Source organism: Pseudomonas sp. XS1P51 (assembly GCF_054897845.1).
The window spans coordinates 5,210,623-5,225,200 of record NZ_CM142707.1 but is presented as its reverse complement, the minus strand read 5'-3'; the positions used below and the strand labels follow the sequence as shown (position 1 = coordinate 5,225,200).

Sequence of the window (14,578 nt, the reverse complement as noted above, 5' to 3'; positions counted from 1 at the left end):
TCGCGGCTGTTAACTCAGCCTTCGATCTCGATCAGGATTTCGCCCGGGTTCACCCGGTCGCCCTTGGCCACGTGGATGGCGGTGACCTTGCCGGCGATGGCTGCCTGGACTTCGGTTTCCATCTTCATCGCTTCGGTGATCAGCACGGCCTGGCCGGCTTTGACGGTGTCGCCTTCCTTGACCAGCACGTCGACGATATTGCCCGGCATGGTGGTGCTGACGTGGCCCGGCGCAGTGGCTTGCTTGCGCTTGCTGCCGCCGCCGCCGACGAATTCGTTGAGCGGTTCGAACACCACTTCTTCCGGCATGCCGTCGATGGACAGGTAGAAGTGACGCTTGCCTTCGGCCTTGACGCCAACGCCCGTGATGTCGACGCGGTAGGTTTCGCCGTGGACGTCGATGACGAATTCGGTCGGTACGCCTTCGCCACCGGCCGAGGTCACGCCGCCTGCTTCCGGAATTGGCAGCAACACTTCTGGTGTCAGGGTTCCAGCAGCGCGCTCTTCGAGGAACTTGCGGCCGATGTCCGGGAACATCGCGTAGGTCAGCACGTCTTCTTCAGACTTGGCCACGGCGCCGATTTCGGCACGCAGCTTGGCCATTTCCGGCTTGAGCAGGTCAGCGGGACGAACGTCGATCACTTCTTCGCTGCCGATCGCCTGGCGACGCAGTTTTTCGTTCACGGTGCCCGGTGCTTTGCCGTAACCGCCCTGCAAGTAGAGCTTCACTTCGTTGGTGATGGTCTTGTAGCGCTCGCCGGCCAGCACGTTGAAGAACGCCTGAGTGCCGACGATCTGCGAGGTCGGGGTCACCAGCGGCGGGAAGCCGAGGTCTTCACGAACGCGCGGGATCTCTGCCAGCACTTCGCTCATGCGGTTCAAGGCGCCCTGCTCTTTCAACTGGTTGGCCAGGTTGGAAATCATCCCGCCCGGTACCTGGTTGACTTGCACACGAGTATCGACAACGGTGAACTCACTTTCGAACTGGTGGTACTTCTTGCGCACGGCGTAGAAGTACAAACCGATTTCCTGCAGCAGTTCCAGGTTCAGGCCAGTGTCGAACTCGCTGCCCTTAAGGGCGGCGACCATCGACTCGGTACCCGGGTGGCTGGTGCCCCAGGCGAAGCTGGAGATCGCGGTGTCGATGTGATCGGCACCGTTTTCGATGGCCTTGAGTTGGCACATCGCGGCCAAACCAGCGGTGTCGTGGGAGTGGATGAATACCGGTAGCGATTGCTCGCTTTTCAGAGCCTTGACCAACTCGCCGGTGGCGTATGGGGTCAGCAGGCCAGCCATGTCCTTGATCGCCACCGAGTCGCAACCCATGGCTTCCATTTGCTTGGCCTGGGCCACGAAGGCTTCGATGGTGTGCACCGGGCTGGTGGTGTACGCAATGGTGCCCTGGGCGTGTTTGCCCGCCGCTTTTACCGCTTCGATGGCCACGCGCAGGTTTCGCACGTCGTTCATCGCATCGAAGATGCGGAACACGTCGATGCCGTTGACCGCAGCCTTGGCGACGAAGGCTTTGACCACGTCGTCGCTGTAGTGGCGATAGCCCAGCAGGTTCTGACCACGCAAAAGCATCTGCAGGCGAGTGTTAGGCAACGCCGCGCGCAGTTGGCGCAAACGCTCCCACGGGTCTTCTTTCAGGAAGCGCACGCAGGCGTCGAAGGTCGCGCCGCCCCAGCACTCCAGCGACCAGTAGCCGACTTTGTCGAGCTTGTCGCAGATGGGCAGCATGTCTTCGGTGCGCATGCGGGTGGCGAGCAGCGATTGGTGGGCGTCGCGCAGGATCGTGTCGGTAACGTGGATTTGCTTGCTCATTGTTCTATTCCTCACAGGCCTGCGTGGGCGGCGATGGCGGCGGCGATGGCCAGGGCCAGCTCTTCGGGTTTGCGCTTGATCGAGTAGTTGGTCAGTTCAGGGTGGCTTTCAACGAAGCTGGTGTTGAACTGGCCGCTACGGAATTCCGGGTTACGCAGGATTTCCTGGTAGTACGCGGCGGTGGTCTTGACCCCTTGCAGACGCATGTCGTCCAGGGCACGCAAGCCACGGTCCATCGCCTCTTCCCAGGTCAGCGCCCAGACCACCAGTTTCAGGCACATGGAGTCGTAGAACGGTGGGATGGTGTAACCGGTATAGATCGCCGTGTCGGTGCGCACACCGGGGCCGCCAGGCGCGTAGTAACGGGTGATCTTGCCGAAGCTCGGCAGGAAGTTGTTTTTCGGGTCTTCGGCGTTGATCCGGAATTGCAGCGCGAAACCGCGGTGCTGGATGTCTTCCTGTTTCACCGAAAGCGGCAGGCCGGACGCGATGCGGATCTGCTCACGCACAATGTCGATGCCGGTAATTTCTTCGGTGATGGTGTGCTCCACCTGCACCCGGGTGTTCATCTCCATGAAGTACACCTCGCCCTCGGCGAGCAGGAACTCCACGGTGCCGGCGTTCTCGTAACCCACGGCCTTGGCTGCACGCACCGACAGGTCGCCGATATAGGCGCGCTGTTCCGGGGTCAGTTGCGGGCTCGGGGCGATCTCGATGAGTTTCTGATTGCGGCGCTGGATCGAGCAGTCACGCTCAAACAGGTGCACCACGTTGCCAAAACTGTCGCCGAGGATCTGCGCTTCGATGTGTTTCGGGTTGACGATGCATTTTTCCAGGAACACTTCCGCCGAACCGAAGGCCTTGGTGGCTTCGGAAATCACGCGAGGGAAGGCTTGTTCAAGTTCTTCGCGGCTGTTGCAGCGACGAATGCCGCGGCCGCCACCACCGGAGGTGGCTTTGAGCATCACCGGGTAGCCGAGGCGGTCGCCTTCGGTGAGGGCTTCGGCGATGTCTGCAACGTTGCCTTCGGTGCCCGGAGTCACCGGCACGCCAGCCTTGATCATGCTGCGGCGGGCTTCGGTCTTGTCGCCCATGCGGCGAATCACTTCAGCCGACGGACCAATGAATTTGATGCCGCGCTCGGCACAGATCTCCGCCAGCTCGGCGTTTTCCGAGAGAAAACCGTAGCCGGGGTGCAAGGCATCGCAACCGGTTTCCACGGCCAGGTTCACCAGCTTGCGCGGGTTCAGGTAACCGGCCAGCGGGTCGGCACCGATGCTGTGGGCTTCGTCCGCACGCTTCACGTGCAAGGCATGACGGTCGGCGTCGGAATAGACCGCGACCGAGCGAATGCCCATCTCGGCGCAGGCACGCACGATTCGTACGGCAATCTCACCACGGTTGGCGATCAGGATCTTTGTTATCACTTGGAGGTTCCCTTGAGCCGGTGGTACCCACGACCTGCTAGACCAGGTCGACGCGTGACTAAATGTTTCGATTTAGTCGCAGCCCCACACTAGCCCCCACAAGGGATTAACAAAAATGATTAATTATTGGGTTAGGCATAAGTAAAGACTTATAGTTGACCCATCAGCCTGCGGCGAGAGCGACTCGATAATGCGTAAGTCATTGATGCGTATGACATTGCGTCAATTGCAGATCTTCAATGAGGTCTGTGATCTGAGGTCCTACAGCCGCGCGGCCGACGAAATGTCGCTCACACAACCTGCCGTGAGCCTGCAGATTCGTCAACTTGAGGAGCTGATTGGTCAACCTTTGTTCGATTACGTCGGCAAAAAGCTCTACATGACCGAGGCCGCCGAAGCACTGCAACGTGCCAGCCGGGATATTTTCGGGCGCCTGGAAAACCTCGATATGCAGCTCTCGGACATGCAGGGATCACTGCAGGGGCAACTGAAACTGGCCGTGGAATCCAGCGCCAAGTATTTCGTGCCGCACCTGTTTGCCGCGTTCAAGCGCCAGCATCCGGAGGTGAACCTGCAACTGACGGTGGTCAATCGTGGGCAGGTGATCCGGCGTCTCTCCGACAACCGCGACGATCTGGTGATCATGTCCATGGTGCCGCAGGACATGGGGCTGGAGTTCTTGCCGTTTCTCAACAATCCGATCGTTGCGGTGGCACCACCGGATCATCCTCTTTGCCATATGGGCCCGCTGCGTTTGCAGGATCTGGAGCCCTACACACTGCTGTTACGCGAACCCGGCTCCGGCACGCGATTGGCCTGCGAAGAATATTTCAAAGAGAAGCGCGTGCACTTCAACCAGACCCAAGAAGTCTCATCGGCCGAAGCCCAGCGTGAATGTGTGCTGGCGGGTCTGGGCGTGGCACTGTTGACGCGCCACGCCCTGAACCTGGAGTTGGCGACCGGCGGATTGATCGAGTTACCGGTCGAAGAGCTGCCGCTGTTTCGCAGCTGGTGCCTGGTGCAGGCCAAGGCCAAACGTCTGTCGCCGGTGGCCCACGCATTCCTTGCGTTCATCCGCAGCGAACGGGTGAAGATCAGCGCCCTGGTTGAGCGTTTCGACGGGAAGTTGCGGGAGCTGCCTGCCAGTAGTTGAGCTCCAGGTCGTCAGGAAAATCACCAATCTCGGCCAGAAGCTGGCGACGCTCGCAGCGATCTTCGATGGCGCGGCGAAATTCCATGCGGCGCTGATCTTCTTGCTGACGACGGGTTTTGACGGCGCTGTTGCGTTCTTCGTAGGGCTGGACCATTTCGAGTCTCCCAAGGCGATTACGGGAGTTACAGGATGGGCGCGAGGGATGACGGTTTGGCGGCGAGAGGGTTACAGGGAGATGAAAGTTTGAAAAGCAAAGATCGCAGCCTTCGGCAGCTCCTACAGGTGTACGCGTAACCCTGTAGGTGCTGCCGAAGGCTGCGATCTTTTGATCTTGTCAGTCGTCCAGTGCTTTCACCGACTTGGGCGACAGCCGCAAGCTGCGAAGGCTGCGCTTGACGCTCTTGAGGTGGTTGACCAGGCTCGGCCCACGCGCCATGGCCACGCCCATCGCCAACACGTCGATCACTACCAGATGAGCGATCCGCGAGGTCAGCGGTGTGTAGATTTCGGTGTCTTCGTGCACATCGATCGCCAGGTTGACGGTCGACAGCTCGGCCAACGGTGTCTGGCTCGGGCACAAGGTGATCAGCGAGGCGCCGCTTTCGCGCACCAGGTTGGCGGTGATCAACAGGTCCTTGGAGCGCCCGGACTGGGAAATGCAGATCGCCACATCGGTCGGCTTCAGGGTCACCGCCGACATCGCCTGCATATGCGGGTCGGAATACGCCGCTGCGGTCAGCAGCAAGCGGAAAAACTTGTGTTGGGCATCCGCCGCTACCGCGCCCGAGGCGCCAAAGCCATAAAACTCGACACGCTGGGCCTGAGACATGAGCGACACAGCACGCTGCAACTCCACCGGATCGAGCCTCTCGCGAACCTCCATCAGGGTGTGCAGGGTGGTGTCGAAGATCTTCAGGCTGTAGTCGGCGACCGAATCGTCTTCATGGATTGCGAACTGCCCGAAGCTCGCACCGGCAGCAAGACTCTGCGCCAGCTTAAGCTTCAAATCCTGGAACCCGGAGCAGCCGATGGCGCGGCAAAACCGCACGATGGTTGGCTCGCTGATACCCACGCTGTGGGCCAGGTCGGCCATGGAACTGTGCATCACCGCCGCGGGGTCAAGCAGCACGTGGTCGGCGACCTTGAGCTCCGACTTGCGTAACAGGTGGCGTGACTGGGCGATGTGTTGCAGCAGATTCAAGGGCCTGGACTCTTTGTTATTGGCAGGTGCCGGGGATGTAGCAAGCTTGTAGTTATACTACATGAATCGTCTTTTTGCCTGCTCAATGCGTAACTCGATGTCCCCATTCCACGCCACATGCGCTCCATGTAGCACTGCAGTAGCTGCTACAGGCCTGCGTCGTGGCGTAGAAGCTCGGCCAAACCTTCAGCCTCCACCGGCCGACTGACCAAATAGCCCTGCACTTCATCGCAGCGCTCGGCTTTCAAAAATTCAAGCTGCTCGGGCCGCTCCACCCCTTCAGCCACCACTTTCAACGACAACCCGTGGGCCATCGCAATAATTGCCCGGGTGATCGCCGCATCCACGCTGCCCTCCCCCAGACCGCGAATAAACGCCTGATCGATCTTCACGTAATCCACCGGGATGCGCTTGAGGTAGCTCAGGGACGAGTAGCCGGTGCCAAAATCATCAATTGCCAGTTTTACCCCAAGATCACGCAATTGCTGGAAGGTTGCGATGATGTGCTCGACGCTGTCCAGCAACTGGCTTTCAGTGAGTTCCAGCTCGAGGTAGTGCGGCGCCAGACCGGTTTCTTCCAGCACCTGACGCACCAGGCTGACCAGCTTGCCCTGACGCAACTGATGCACCGACAAATTGACCGACACCCGAATCGGCTCCAGCCCCTGACGCTGCCACTCGCAGGCTTGCCAGCAGGCCTGGCGCAACACGAATTCGCCGATCGGACCGATGAGCCCGGTTTCTTCGGCCAGGCCGATAAAGTCTCCCGGCGGTACGCGGCCCATGGTCGGGTGATCCCAGCGCACCAGGGCTTCGGCGGCATTCAGGCGGCCCGTGGCAAGGCACAGCTTCGGTTGGTAATACACCTTCAGCTGCTTTTCTTCGACGGCTTTACGCAGCTGATTTTCCAGCTGCAAGCGCTCCAGTGTGCTGGCTTGCAGGCTGTCGGTGTAGAACTGGAAATTGTTGCCGCCCAAGTGTTTGGCATGTTGCATGGCGATGTTCGCCTGACTCACCAACGCGGAAATTTCCCGTGCGTTGTCCGGCAACATGCTGATGCCCATGGACGCGCTGACCACCAGCTCATGCCCCTCGACGGTCATCGGCAAACGCAGCTTGGTCGACAAGCGAGTCGCCACGCGCGCCAGGCTCGATAGGTTGCCGTAAGCGTCGAATAACACCGCGAACTCATCGCCGGACAGCCGCGCAATGGTGTCCGCTTCCGGCAATGCATTGACCAGCCGCCGGGCCATTTTCTGTAACAGCTGATCGGCAATTTCATGGCCAAGGCTGTCGTTGAGCAACTTGAAGCGGTCCAGATTGATGTGCAACAACGCCAGACTGCGTCCACCCTGACGCACCCGCTGATGGGCTTCGCGCAGCCGTTCGCGGAACAGTGAACGGTTGGCCAGGCCGGTGAGTTCGTCGTAGTGCGTCAGGTAGCGCATGCGCTCTTCGGATTCGCGCCGGGCCGAGAGATCGGCGAAAAAACCGACGATATGGCTGACTTTTCCCCGAGTATCACGCACAGCATTCAGCTGCAGCCATTGCGGATACAACTCGCCGTTCTTGCGGGTTTCTACCAGCTCGCCCTGCCAACTGCCGTGCTGCTCCAGCGCCTGATGGATCGCCCCGTAGTGACGACGGGCATCGCGGCTGCAGGGCAGCTCTACGACGTTGCGCCCGAGCATGTCGTCGATGTCGTAGCCCGTGACCCGGCTGAAAGCTTGATTGACGGCAATCAGTGCGTAATTCGGATCGAAAATCACGATGCCTTCGCTGGCCGCCTCGAACACCGTCGCCGCGAGTTGTCGCTGCTCTTCCAGCTCCTTGCTGGCACTGATGTCGCGGCGGGTGCCGACCATGCGGATCACCCGACCGTTTTCGCCGCGCTCAACCGCTCGGCCGCGATCCTCGATCCAGACCCAATGACCATCACCATGGCGCACGCGGTATTCAATCTGATAGTCCTCGCTGCGGCCCTTCAAATGCTCGACCAGCGCGCGCTTCAGTGACGGCAAGTCTTCAGGGTGCAGTCGCGGTTTGAGATGGCGCAGCATCGCCGTCACGAATTCCGGCTCCAGGCCGAACAACTCTTGAAGCTGGGTGTGATGGACCTCGTCGGTTTGCAGGTTCCAGTCCCACAGCCCCAGCTCACTGGCCTTTAACGCGAGCGCCAGACGCGCTTCACTTTTGCTCAAGGCCTGGTTGGCGGCGTCCAGCTCCAGGCTACGCTGGGCGACACGGTTTTCCAGTTCGGCCTGAATTTCACGCAACTCGTCTTCGGCACGACGTCGCTGGTCGATTTCCCTGGCCAGTTCGTGATTGAGCTGGTCGCTGCAGCTTTGGGCTTGCTGCAAGTGCTCGATCAGCGCCTGATTCTGAAAGCGTCGCAGCAACCCGCGATCAATCAGTCGATTGACCTGCCAGGCGACCACGCTCAACGCGCCCAGCAAAATCAGCCCGAACCAGCCCCAGCCCTGCCCCTGCTCATCGCCGCCCCAGAATAGATAGGCGATGGCCGGCAACAGACAGGGCAAGGTAAAGGACAAAAAGGCAGGCAGGCTGACCGCATAGGCCACGCTGGCCGAGAGCGCGGCGGCGCCGATCAGGCCGAACACCCAGGCTTGCTGCATGAAATTGTCGGCGGGGACCAGCGCAATGCCGGCGCCGGCCAAGGTCAGGCCGGTCATTGCCGAACCCAGCAAGAACATGCGGCGCCAGATCGGATGGGCCTGACGGTTGGGAATCGCCGAATCGAAGGCTGCGACCTGAATCACTCGCAATGCCACCAGCGACAACAACCATACCAGCCAGACGCTGACCAGAAAGTAGCGCTGCGGACTCCAGAGCAAGCCGGCGCAGACCAGGCCATTGATCAGCATGAACAGTGTGGGCAGCAACGAGCCCTGATAAAGCAGGCGCGTGCGTTCGACCGCCATCTCCATGGCGTACTGTTTGCGGATAACCCGGGGCTCCACAGAGGGGCCCGACAGGTCGGAGCTGAGGGTCATAGGCAATGTTCTTGTTCTTATAAGGATGAGCATGAGCCCGAAACGTGGACCGAGCATACACAAGCCAATGCCCTTACCAAACTGCTCCAGATCATAAAATCGCCAAAAGTCCGGACCCGTTTTACCCCCCTGAAACCCTGTAAGCGAGTCCCGCCAACGCTTGCAGCCAGTGACCGACCGGTCGTCCTGCCTGTAACTTTCATCGGCTAAAGCAAAGCGGGGTTTGCCCGGTGTGTCGCCGCCCCCTAGAATGCCCCGATGCGCGATGATCTCTCCCTTCTGCTGAACTCCCTCAACGATGCCCAACGCCAGGCCGTAGCTGCCTCCGTGGGTCGTCAGTTGGTCCTGGCCGGTGCTGGTTCCGGTAAAACCCGAGTGCTGGTGCACCGTATCGCCTGGTTGATCCAGGTCGAAAACACCTCGCCCCACTCGATCCTGTCGGTGACCTTCACCAACAAGGCCGCTGCCGAGATGCGCCATCGCATCGAGCAGTTGATGGGTATCAACCCGGCCGGCATGTGGGTCGGCACCTTCCACGGCCTGGCGCACCGCTTGCTGCGGGCGCACTGGCAGGAAGCCGGCCTGAGCCAGACGTTCCAGATTCTCGACAGCGACGACCAGCAGCGACTGGTCAAGCGGGTGATCCGCGAGCTGGGCCTGGACGAACAACGCTGGCCGGCGCGCCAGGCCCAGTGGTTCATCAACGGGCAAAAAGACGAAGGTCTGCGTCCGCAACACATTCAAGCCAGCGGCGATCTGTTCCTGGCCACCATGCGCAGCATTTATGAAGCCTATGAGGCCGCGTGTCTGCGCGCCGGCGTCATCGACTTCTCCGAACTGCTGCTGCGCGCCCTCGACCTGTGGCGCGATCATCCGGGCCTGCTGGCCCATTATCAGAAGCGCTTCCGACACATTCTGGTGGACGAGTTCCAGGACACCAACGCCGTGCAGTACGCCTGGTTGCGTCTGCTGGCCAAGGGTGGCGACAGCCTGATGGTGGTCGGCGACGACGATCAGTCGATTTACGGCTGGCGTGGCGCGAAAATCGAGAACATCTATCAGTACTCCGACGACTTCCCGGACGCCGAAACCATTCGTCTGGAGCAGAACTATCGCTCCACCGCCGGGATCCTCAAGGCCGCCAACGCCCTGATCGCCAACAACACCGGGCGCATGGGCAAAGAGCTGTGGACTGACGGCGGCGAAGGCGAAGCGATCAACCTGTACGCCGCGTTCAACGAACACGATGAAGCCCGCTACGTTGTTGAAACCATCGAAAGCGCGCTGAAAACCGGCCTGGCCCGTAGCGATATCGCGATTTTGTACCGCTCCAACGCCCAATCGCGCGTTCTGGAAGAAGCCTTGCTGCGCGAACGCATTCCGTATCGAATCTATGGCGGGCAGCGCTTCTTCGAACGAGCTGAAATCAAGAACGCCATGGCTTACCTGCGTTTGCTGGAAGGTCGCGGCAACGATGCAGCGCTGGAGCGGGTGATCAACGTTCCGGCCCGTGGCATCGGCGAGAAAACGGTCGAAGCCATTCGCGACCACGCGCGCCACAGCGATGTGTCGATGTGGGAAGCGATGCGCCTGCTGGTGGCCAATAAAGGCCTGACTGGCCGTGCCGCTGGCGCTCTGGGTGCGTTTATCGAGTTGATCGAGAACCTAGCCGCCAAATGCATGGAAATGCCCCTGCACCTGATGACCCAGACCGTTATCGAACAATCGGGGCTGATCGCCTACCACGAAGCGGAAAAAGGCGAGAAAGGCCAGGCCCGGGTAGAAAACCTTGAGGAACTGGTCAGCGCCGCACGCAACTTTGAAAACGCTGAAGAAGACGAAGACTTGTCGCCATTGGCGGCGTTCCTCGGTCATGCGTCGCTGGAGGCTGGCGACACTCAGGCCGACGAGCACGAAGACAGCATTCAGCTGATGACCCTGCATAGCGCCAAGGGCCTGGAATTCCCTTACGTGTTCCTGGTAGGCATGGAAGAAGGCCTGTTCCCGCACAAGATGAGTCTGGAAGAACCCGGCCGTCTTGAGGAAGAGCGCCGCCTCGCCTACGTCGGCATCACCCGGGCGATGCAGAACCTGGTGATGACCTATGCAGAAACCCGACGCCTGTACGGCAGCGAAACCTACAACAAGGTGTCTCGTTTCGTACGCGAAGTGCCGAAAGGCCTGATCCAGGAAGTACGGCTGTCCAACAGCGTCAGCCGTCCGTTTGGAGGTGGTCAGCAGCAGAGCTCCAGCAGCCTGTTCGGCGGTAGCGAGATCCCGGACACCGGGTTCAGTCTCGGCCAGGCAGTGCGACATTCGGTGTTCGGCGACGGCGTAATCCTGAACTTCGAAGGCGCCGGGGCCCAGGCCCGCGTTCAAGTGAACTTCAGCGAAGGCAGCAAGTGGCTGATGCTGGGTTACGCAAAGCTCGAAGCAATCTGACGCCCGCCAGTGATTCAATGTGGGAGCGAGCCTGCTCGCGATGAACGATGACGCGGTATTCCTGTTATACCTATACCGCGGCGGCACCATCGTGAGCAGGCTCGCCCCACAATGCCCATTCCTACCGAACTTATCCGCTCATCCTACAGACCAAAGTTAACAGGCCTTATTGCGCTGACTGAAGCTGAACACAACCTGTCAGGCAAAAGCCCGAAACACTCTGCCGCTAGCCAGTAACACTTCAGCTGTGCAACATGGCGCGCGTGCCATCCACAAATGGGAATTCCCTTTATGAAACGTTTTCTTAGCATCGCCATGGCGTTGTGCATCGGCCTGACGATGAGCCTCGACGCCAACGCCAAGCGCTTTGGTGGCGGCAAGAGCTCCGGCGCTGCGCCGACTCACCAGACCAGCCAAATGGCTCCTTCTTCTGCCGCGGGCGGTGCTGCCGCTACTGCGGGTGCGGCCGGTGCCGCTGGCGCTGCCGCCAAGGCCGGCGGTGCTTCGCGCTGGCTCGGCCCTCTGGCCGGCATCGCTGCCGGTGGCCTGCTGGCCTCCATGTTCATGGGCGGGGGCTTCCAGGGCATGCAGATCTTCGACATCCTGATCATGGCGGTCATCGCCTTCCTGGTCTTCCGTTTCATCGCCGCTCGTCGTCGCAAGCAGCAGGAGCACCTGGCTCCCGCTGGCGCGCCAATGCAGCGTGAAGTGTTCGAGCAGAAGCCAACAGCCATGGGTTCGATCTTCGGCGGCTCGGCAGCACCTGTTGCCGCTCGTCCGGTGATCAATGCGCCAGCCTGGTTCAATGAACAGAACTTCATTGAAGCGGCCCGCAACCACTTCCAGTCCCTGCAACAACACTGGGACGCCAACGAAATGGACAAGATCTCCGAGTTCGTGACCCCGCAGCTGCTGGAGTTCCTCAAGCGCGAACGTGCCGACCTGGGTGAAGGTTTCCAGTCCACCTACATTGATAACCTCAATGTACAACTGGACGGTGTGGATGATCGCGCCGACAAGACCATCGCCACCCTGACCTTCAGCGGTGTGTCGAAAACCTCGCGTTTCGACCAGGGCGAAGTGTTCAGCGAAAGCTGGAACATGGAACGCCCACAAGGTGAAAACCAGCCTTGGCTGGTCGCCGGTATCCGCCAGAACGGCTGATCCCTCCAGTGTTAAGCATGCTGTAATGAAAACCCCGGCCTCGGCCGGGGTTTTCTATTTCGCGGTTGCATCTATAGCGAGCTACTGTATAAACCGCCCCATATAAACCGCGCCATCAAGCAAGAGGATCCCGGACGTGGAAGAAATCATCGAACAACTGCGTGAAGCCAACGAACCGGTACCGGTCCCCTTGGAGTTGCCCGACGAAGATCTGCTGGTCGAAATCGAAGAACAACTGTTCATCGACATTCCGTTTGTTTTCAGAGAGTTTTTGCTGACCGTCAGCGACGTGGTCTACGGCAGCCTGGAGCCGGTGACCGTCACCGACCCACAATCCCACACCTACCTGCCGGACGTTGCCGCCAACGCGTGGGATGCTGGCGTTGATCGCAGCATGATTCCGATCTGCCAGGACGGCGACAACTACTACCTGGTCGAAGAAGACGGCACCGTGGTGCTGTGGCTGGCCGAGGAAGAGCTGATCGCCGAAGAAACCTGGGAATCGGTATGGCACTGGGCGCGGGACGTCTGGCTGGAAAGCTGAGTCGTCTGCCGCGCCCCGTGGTCAATGCCCGGACGAATCCTTGTGGTTGTCCAGGGTTTCCAGCAAGGCGACCTGCATCCGCGTGTGCACGCGGATGAACCAACGCCAGAGCAGCGCCGCCACGGCAGCCGCGACCACGACAATCAGCACCAGCAACTTGTTGGTCGGCAGAATACTGGCCGACAAGGCTGCCAATAGCAGGAAAATCACCAGTAGCGAGAGGATCGGGATCACTTCGGCGATTACCCGGCGTACTCGCTGCGTATGGCGGCCGGCCATCTCCGGCTTCACGCCCATCTCTGCCAGCAGCATCGATAGCGCCTTGAGCTTGCGATAGGCGGCGATCAGAAACGGCAGCGACAACAGCAACGCTCCACCCCAGATCAACGCTTTCTGCCAACTCGGGTCGCTGATCCAGCCTTGCAGGTAAGTGGAAATGCGCTCGGCGAAGTAAGCGCCCGAGAAGAAGATCGCAATCACCAGCGCCAGATTGACCCCCACCTGTAAAAGAATCCGCCGAATCATCGACGCCAGCAGCGCACCTTCGCCCTGAGGCTGGATGCTGCGCAGCCATTCGCCGTACATGCCCAACACTCGGCTCAGGCGCTGTGGCATAACCGCCGCCAGCTTGATCGATAACGGGTCGGCCGCCCGGATCAGGTACGGCGTCATCAACGTTGTGAGCACCGAGACTGCCACAGCGACCGGGTAGAGGAAGTTGCTGGTGACCTGCAACGTCATGCCCAGCGACGCGATGATGAAGGAAAATTCGCCAATCTGCGAAAGCCCCATCCCGACTCGCAGTGAGGTACGCCCGTCGTTGCCAGCGATAAACGCGCCCAAGCCGCAGGACAGCATCTTTCCGAGCACTACGGCCACAGTGATGACCGCGATCGGCCAAGCGTATTGCAGCAGGATCATCGGATCGAGCATCAGCCCGATAGCGACAAAGAAGATCGCACTGAACAGGTCGCGAACCGGCTCGATCAGCCGCTCGATCTTCAACAATTGCCGGGACTCAGCCATGATCGCGCCAATCAGAAACGCGCCGAGCACCATGCTGTATTCGAGTTTGACCACCAACAGGCAGAAGCCGAAACACAGGCCCAGCACGGTAATCAGCAGCATCTCGTTGCTTTCGAACTTGGCCACGTAAGCCAGTAATCTCGGCACCAGCAGGATGCCAATGACCAGCGCGACGATCATGAACAGCGAGAGCTTGCCGACCGTGGAAAAGACTTCGCCGGAACTGACCGTGCCGCTGACCGCAATGCTCGACAGCAAAGCGATGATGCCGATGCCAAGGATGTCCTCGACGATCAGCACGCCGAAGATCAGTTGGGCAAAGCGCTCGTTCTTCATCTTCAGGTCGTTGAGGGCCTTGACGATGATGGTGGTCGAGGAAATCGCCAGGATCGCGCCGAGGAACAGCGCGTCCATGGTGTTCCAGTCGAACCAGCGACCGATTTCGTAGCCGATCCAGATCATCAGCACGATTTCCAGGAACGCCGCAATGAACGCCGTGGCGCCGACCTTGAACAGCTTGCGCAGGCTGAACTCCAGGCCCAGGCAGAACATCAGGAAAATCACCCCGAGTTCGGCGAGGGTCTTGATGGTTTCTTCGTCGTGGATCAGGCCGAACGGTGGCGTGTGCGGGCCGATAATGAAACCGGCGACAATGTAGCCTAGGACCACCGGTTGTTTGAACCGGTGAAAAAGTACGGTCACCACACCCGCGACCAACATGATCACTGCCAGATCCTGAATAAAACTGATGGCATGCATGGTGTGGGGCTCCTTGGGTGACTTT

At 60.0% G+C, this 14,578-nt stretch carries 10 protein-coding genes; 4 read left to right on the top strand and 6 right to left on the bottom strand.

Going from position 1 to position 14,578, the window contains the following annotated elements:
- Nucleotides 1–14: 14 nt before the first annotated feature.
- Together oadA and ACYZUD_RS24240 are read right to left on the bottom strand one after the other, a co-directional pair.
- Complete coding sequence (gene oadA, locus ACYZUD_RS24245; protein ID WP_462020497.1) at nt 15–1,823, bottom strand: sodium-extruding oxaloacetate decarboxylase subunit alpha; 1,809 nt, start codon at nt 1,821–1,823, stop codon at nt 15–17.
- An 11-nt stretch (nt 1,824–1,834) separates the two neighbouring features.
- The gene (locus tag ACYZUD_RS24240) at nt 1,835–3,250 is read right to left on the bottom strand and encodes an acetyl-CoA carboxylase biotin carboxylase subunit (protein WP_462020496.1); all 1,416 of its coding nucleotides are present in this window, start codon (nt 3,248–3,250) and stop codon (nt 1,835–1,837) included.
- A gap of 190 nt (nt 3,251–3,440) precedes the next feature.
- Here ACYZUD_RS24240 and ACYZUD_RS24235 point away from each other — a divergent pair, with 190 nt between their 5' ends.
- Nucleotides 3,441–4,403, top strand: coding sequence for a LysR family transcriptional regulator (locus tag ACYZUD_RS24235; RefSeq protein ID WP_462020495.1), 963 nt, complete (start codon nt 3,441–3,443; stop codon nt 4,401–4,403).
- Here ACYZUD_RS24235 and ACYZUD_RS24230 read toward each other — a convergent pair.
- The 3 genes from ACYZUD_RS24230 to ACYZUD_RS24220 form a co-directional block, all read right to left on the bottom strand.
- A complete protein-coding gene (locus ACYZUD_RS24230; protein ID WP_462020494.1) occupies nt 4,345–4,557 on the bottom strand; it encodes a PA3496 family putative envelope integrity protein in 213 nt (70 codons plus the stop codon). The genes ACYZUD_RS24235 and ACYZUD_RS24230 overlap by 59 nt on opposite strands.
- A gap of 180 nt (nt 4,558–4,737) precedes the next feature.
- Entirely contained in the window at nt 4,738–5,604 is an 867-nt protein-coding gene (hexR, locus tag ACYZUD_RS24225) for a transcriptional regulator HexR (RefSeq protein WP_064680491.1), read from the bottom strand.
- A gap of 146 nt (nt 5,605–5,750) precedes the next feature.
- A complete protein-coding gene (locus ACYZUD_RS24220; RefSeq protein WP_462020493.1) occupies nt 5,751–8,618 on the bottom strand; it encodes an EAL domain-containing protein in 2,868 nt (955 codons plus the stop codon).
- Nucleotides 8,619–8,876: 258 nt separating this feature from the next.
- On the opposite strand from ACYZUD_RS24220, the gene uvrD reads away from it, so the two are divergent.
- The 3 genes from uvrD (at nt 8,877) to ACYZUD_RS24205 (ending at nt 12,768) form a co-directional block, all read left to right on the top strand.
- Nucleotides 8,877–11,060 (top strand): DNA helicase II, encoded by a 2,184-nt coding sequence (gene uvrD, locus ACYZUD_RS24215; protein ID WP_462020492.1) that lies wholly within the window; start codon nt 8,877–8,879, stop codon nt 11,058–11,060.
- 291 nt (nt 11,061–11,351) lie between these two features.
- The gene (locus tag ACYZUD_RS24210; RefSeq protein ID WP_462020491.1) at nt 11,352–12,224 is read left to right on the top strand and encodes a Tim44 domain-containing protein; all 873 of its coding nucleotides are present in this window, start codon (nt 11,352–11,354) and stop codon (nt 12,222–12,224) included.
- A gap of 136 nt (nt 12,225–12,360) precedes the next feature.
- Complete coding sequence (locus ACYZUD_RS24205; protein WP_017341592.1) at nt 12,361–12,768, top strand: SMI1/KNR4 family protein; 408 nt, start codon at nt 12,361–12,363, stop codon at nt 12,766–12,768.
- Between the two features lie 21 nt (nt 12,769–12,789).
- Here ACYZUD_RS24205 and ACYZUD_RS24200 read toward each other — a convergent pair whose 3' ends face one another.
- Nucleotides 12,790–14,553, bottom strand: coding sequence for a cation:proton antiporter (locus ACYZUD_RS24200; RefSeq protein ID WP_462020490.1), 1,764 nt, complete (start codon nt 14,551–14,553; stop codon nt 12,790–12,792).
- Nucleotides 14,554–14,578: the final 25 nt, after the last annotated feature.

Coding starts and splice junctions, on each gene's coding strand:
- oadA (WP_462020497.1), bottom strand. CDS start 1,823: ATGAGCAAGCAAATCCACGTTACCGACACGATCCTGCGCGACGCCCAC.
- ACYZUD_RS24235 (WP_462020495.1), top strand. CDS start 3,441: ATGCGTAAGTCATTGATGCGTATGACATTGCGTCAATTGCAGATCTTC.
- ACYZUD_RS24230 (WP_462020494.1), bottom strand. CDS start 4,557: ATGGTCCAGCCCTACGAAGAACGCAACAGCGCCGTCAAAACCCGTCGT.
- ACYZUD_RS24220 (WP_462020493.1), bottom strand. CDS start 8,618: ATGACCCTCAGCTCCGACCTGTCGGGCCCCTCTGTGGAGCCCCGGGTT.
- uvrD (WP_462020492.1), top strand. CDS start 8,877: ATGCGCGATGATCTCTCCCTTCTGCTGAACTCCCTCAACGATGCCCAA.
- ACYZUD_RS24210 (WP_462020491.1), top strand. CDS start 11,352: ATGAAACGTTTTCTTAGCATCGCCATGGCGTTGTGCATCGGCCTGACG.
- ACYZUD_RS24200 (WP_462020490.1), bottom strand. CDS start 14,553: ATGCATGCCATCAGTTTTATTCAGGATCTGGCAGTGATCATGTTGGTC.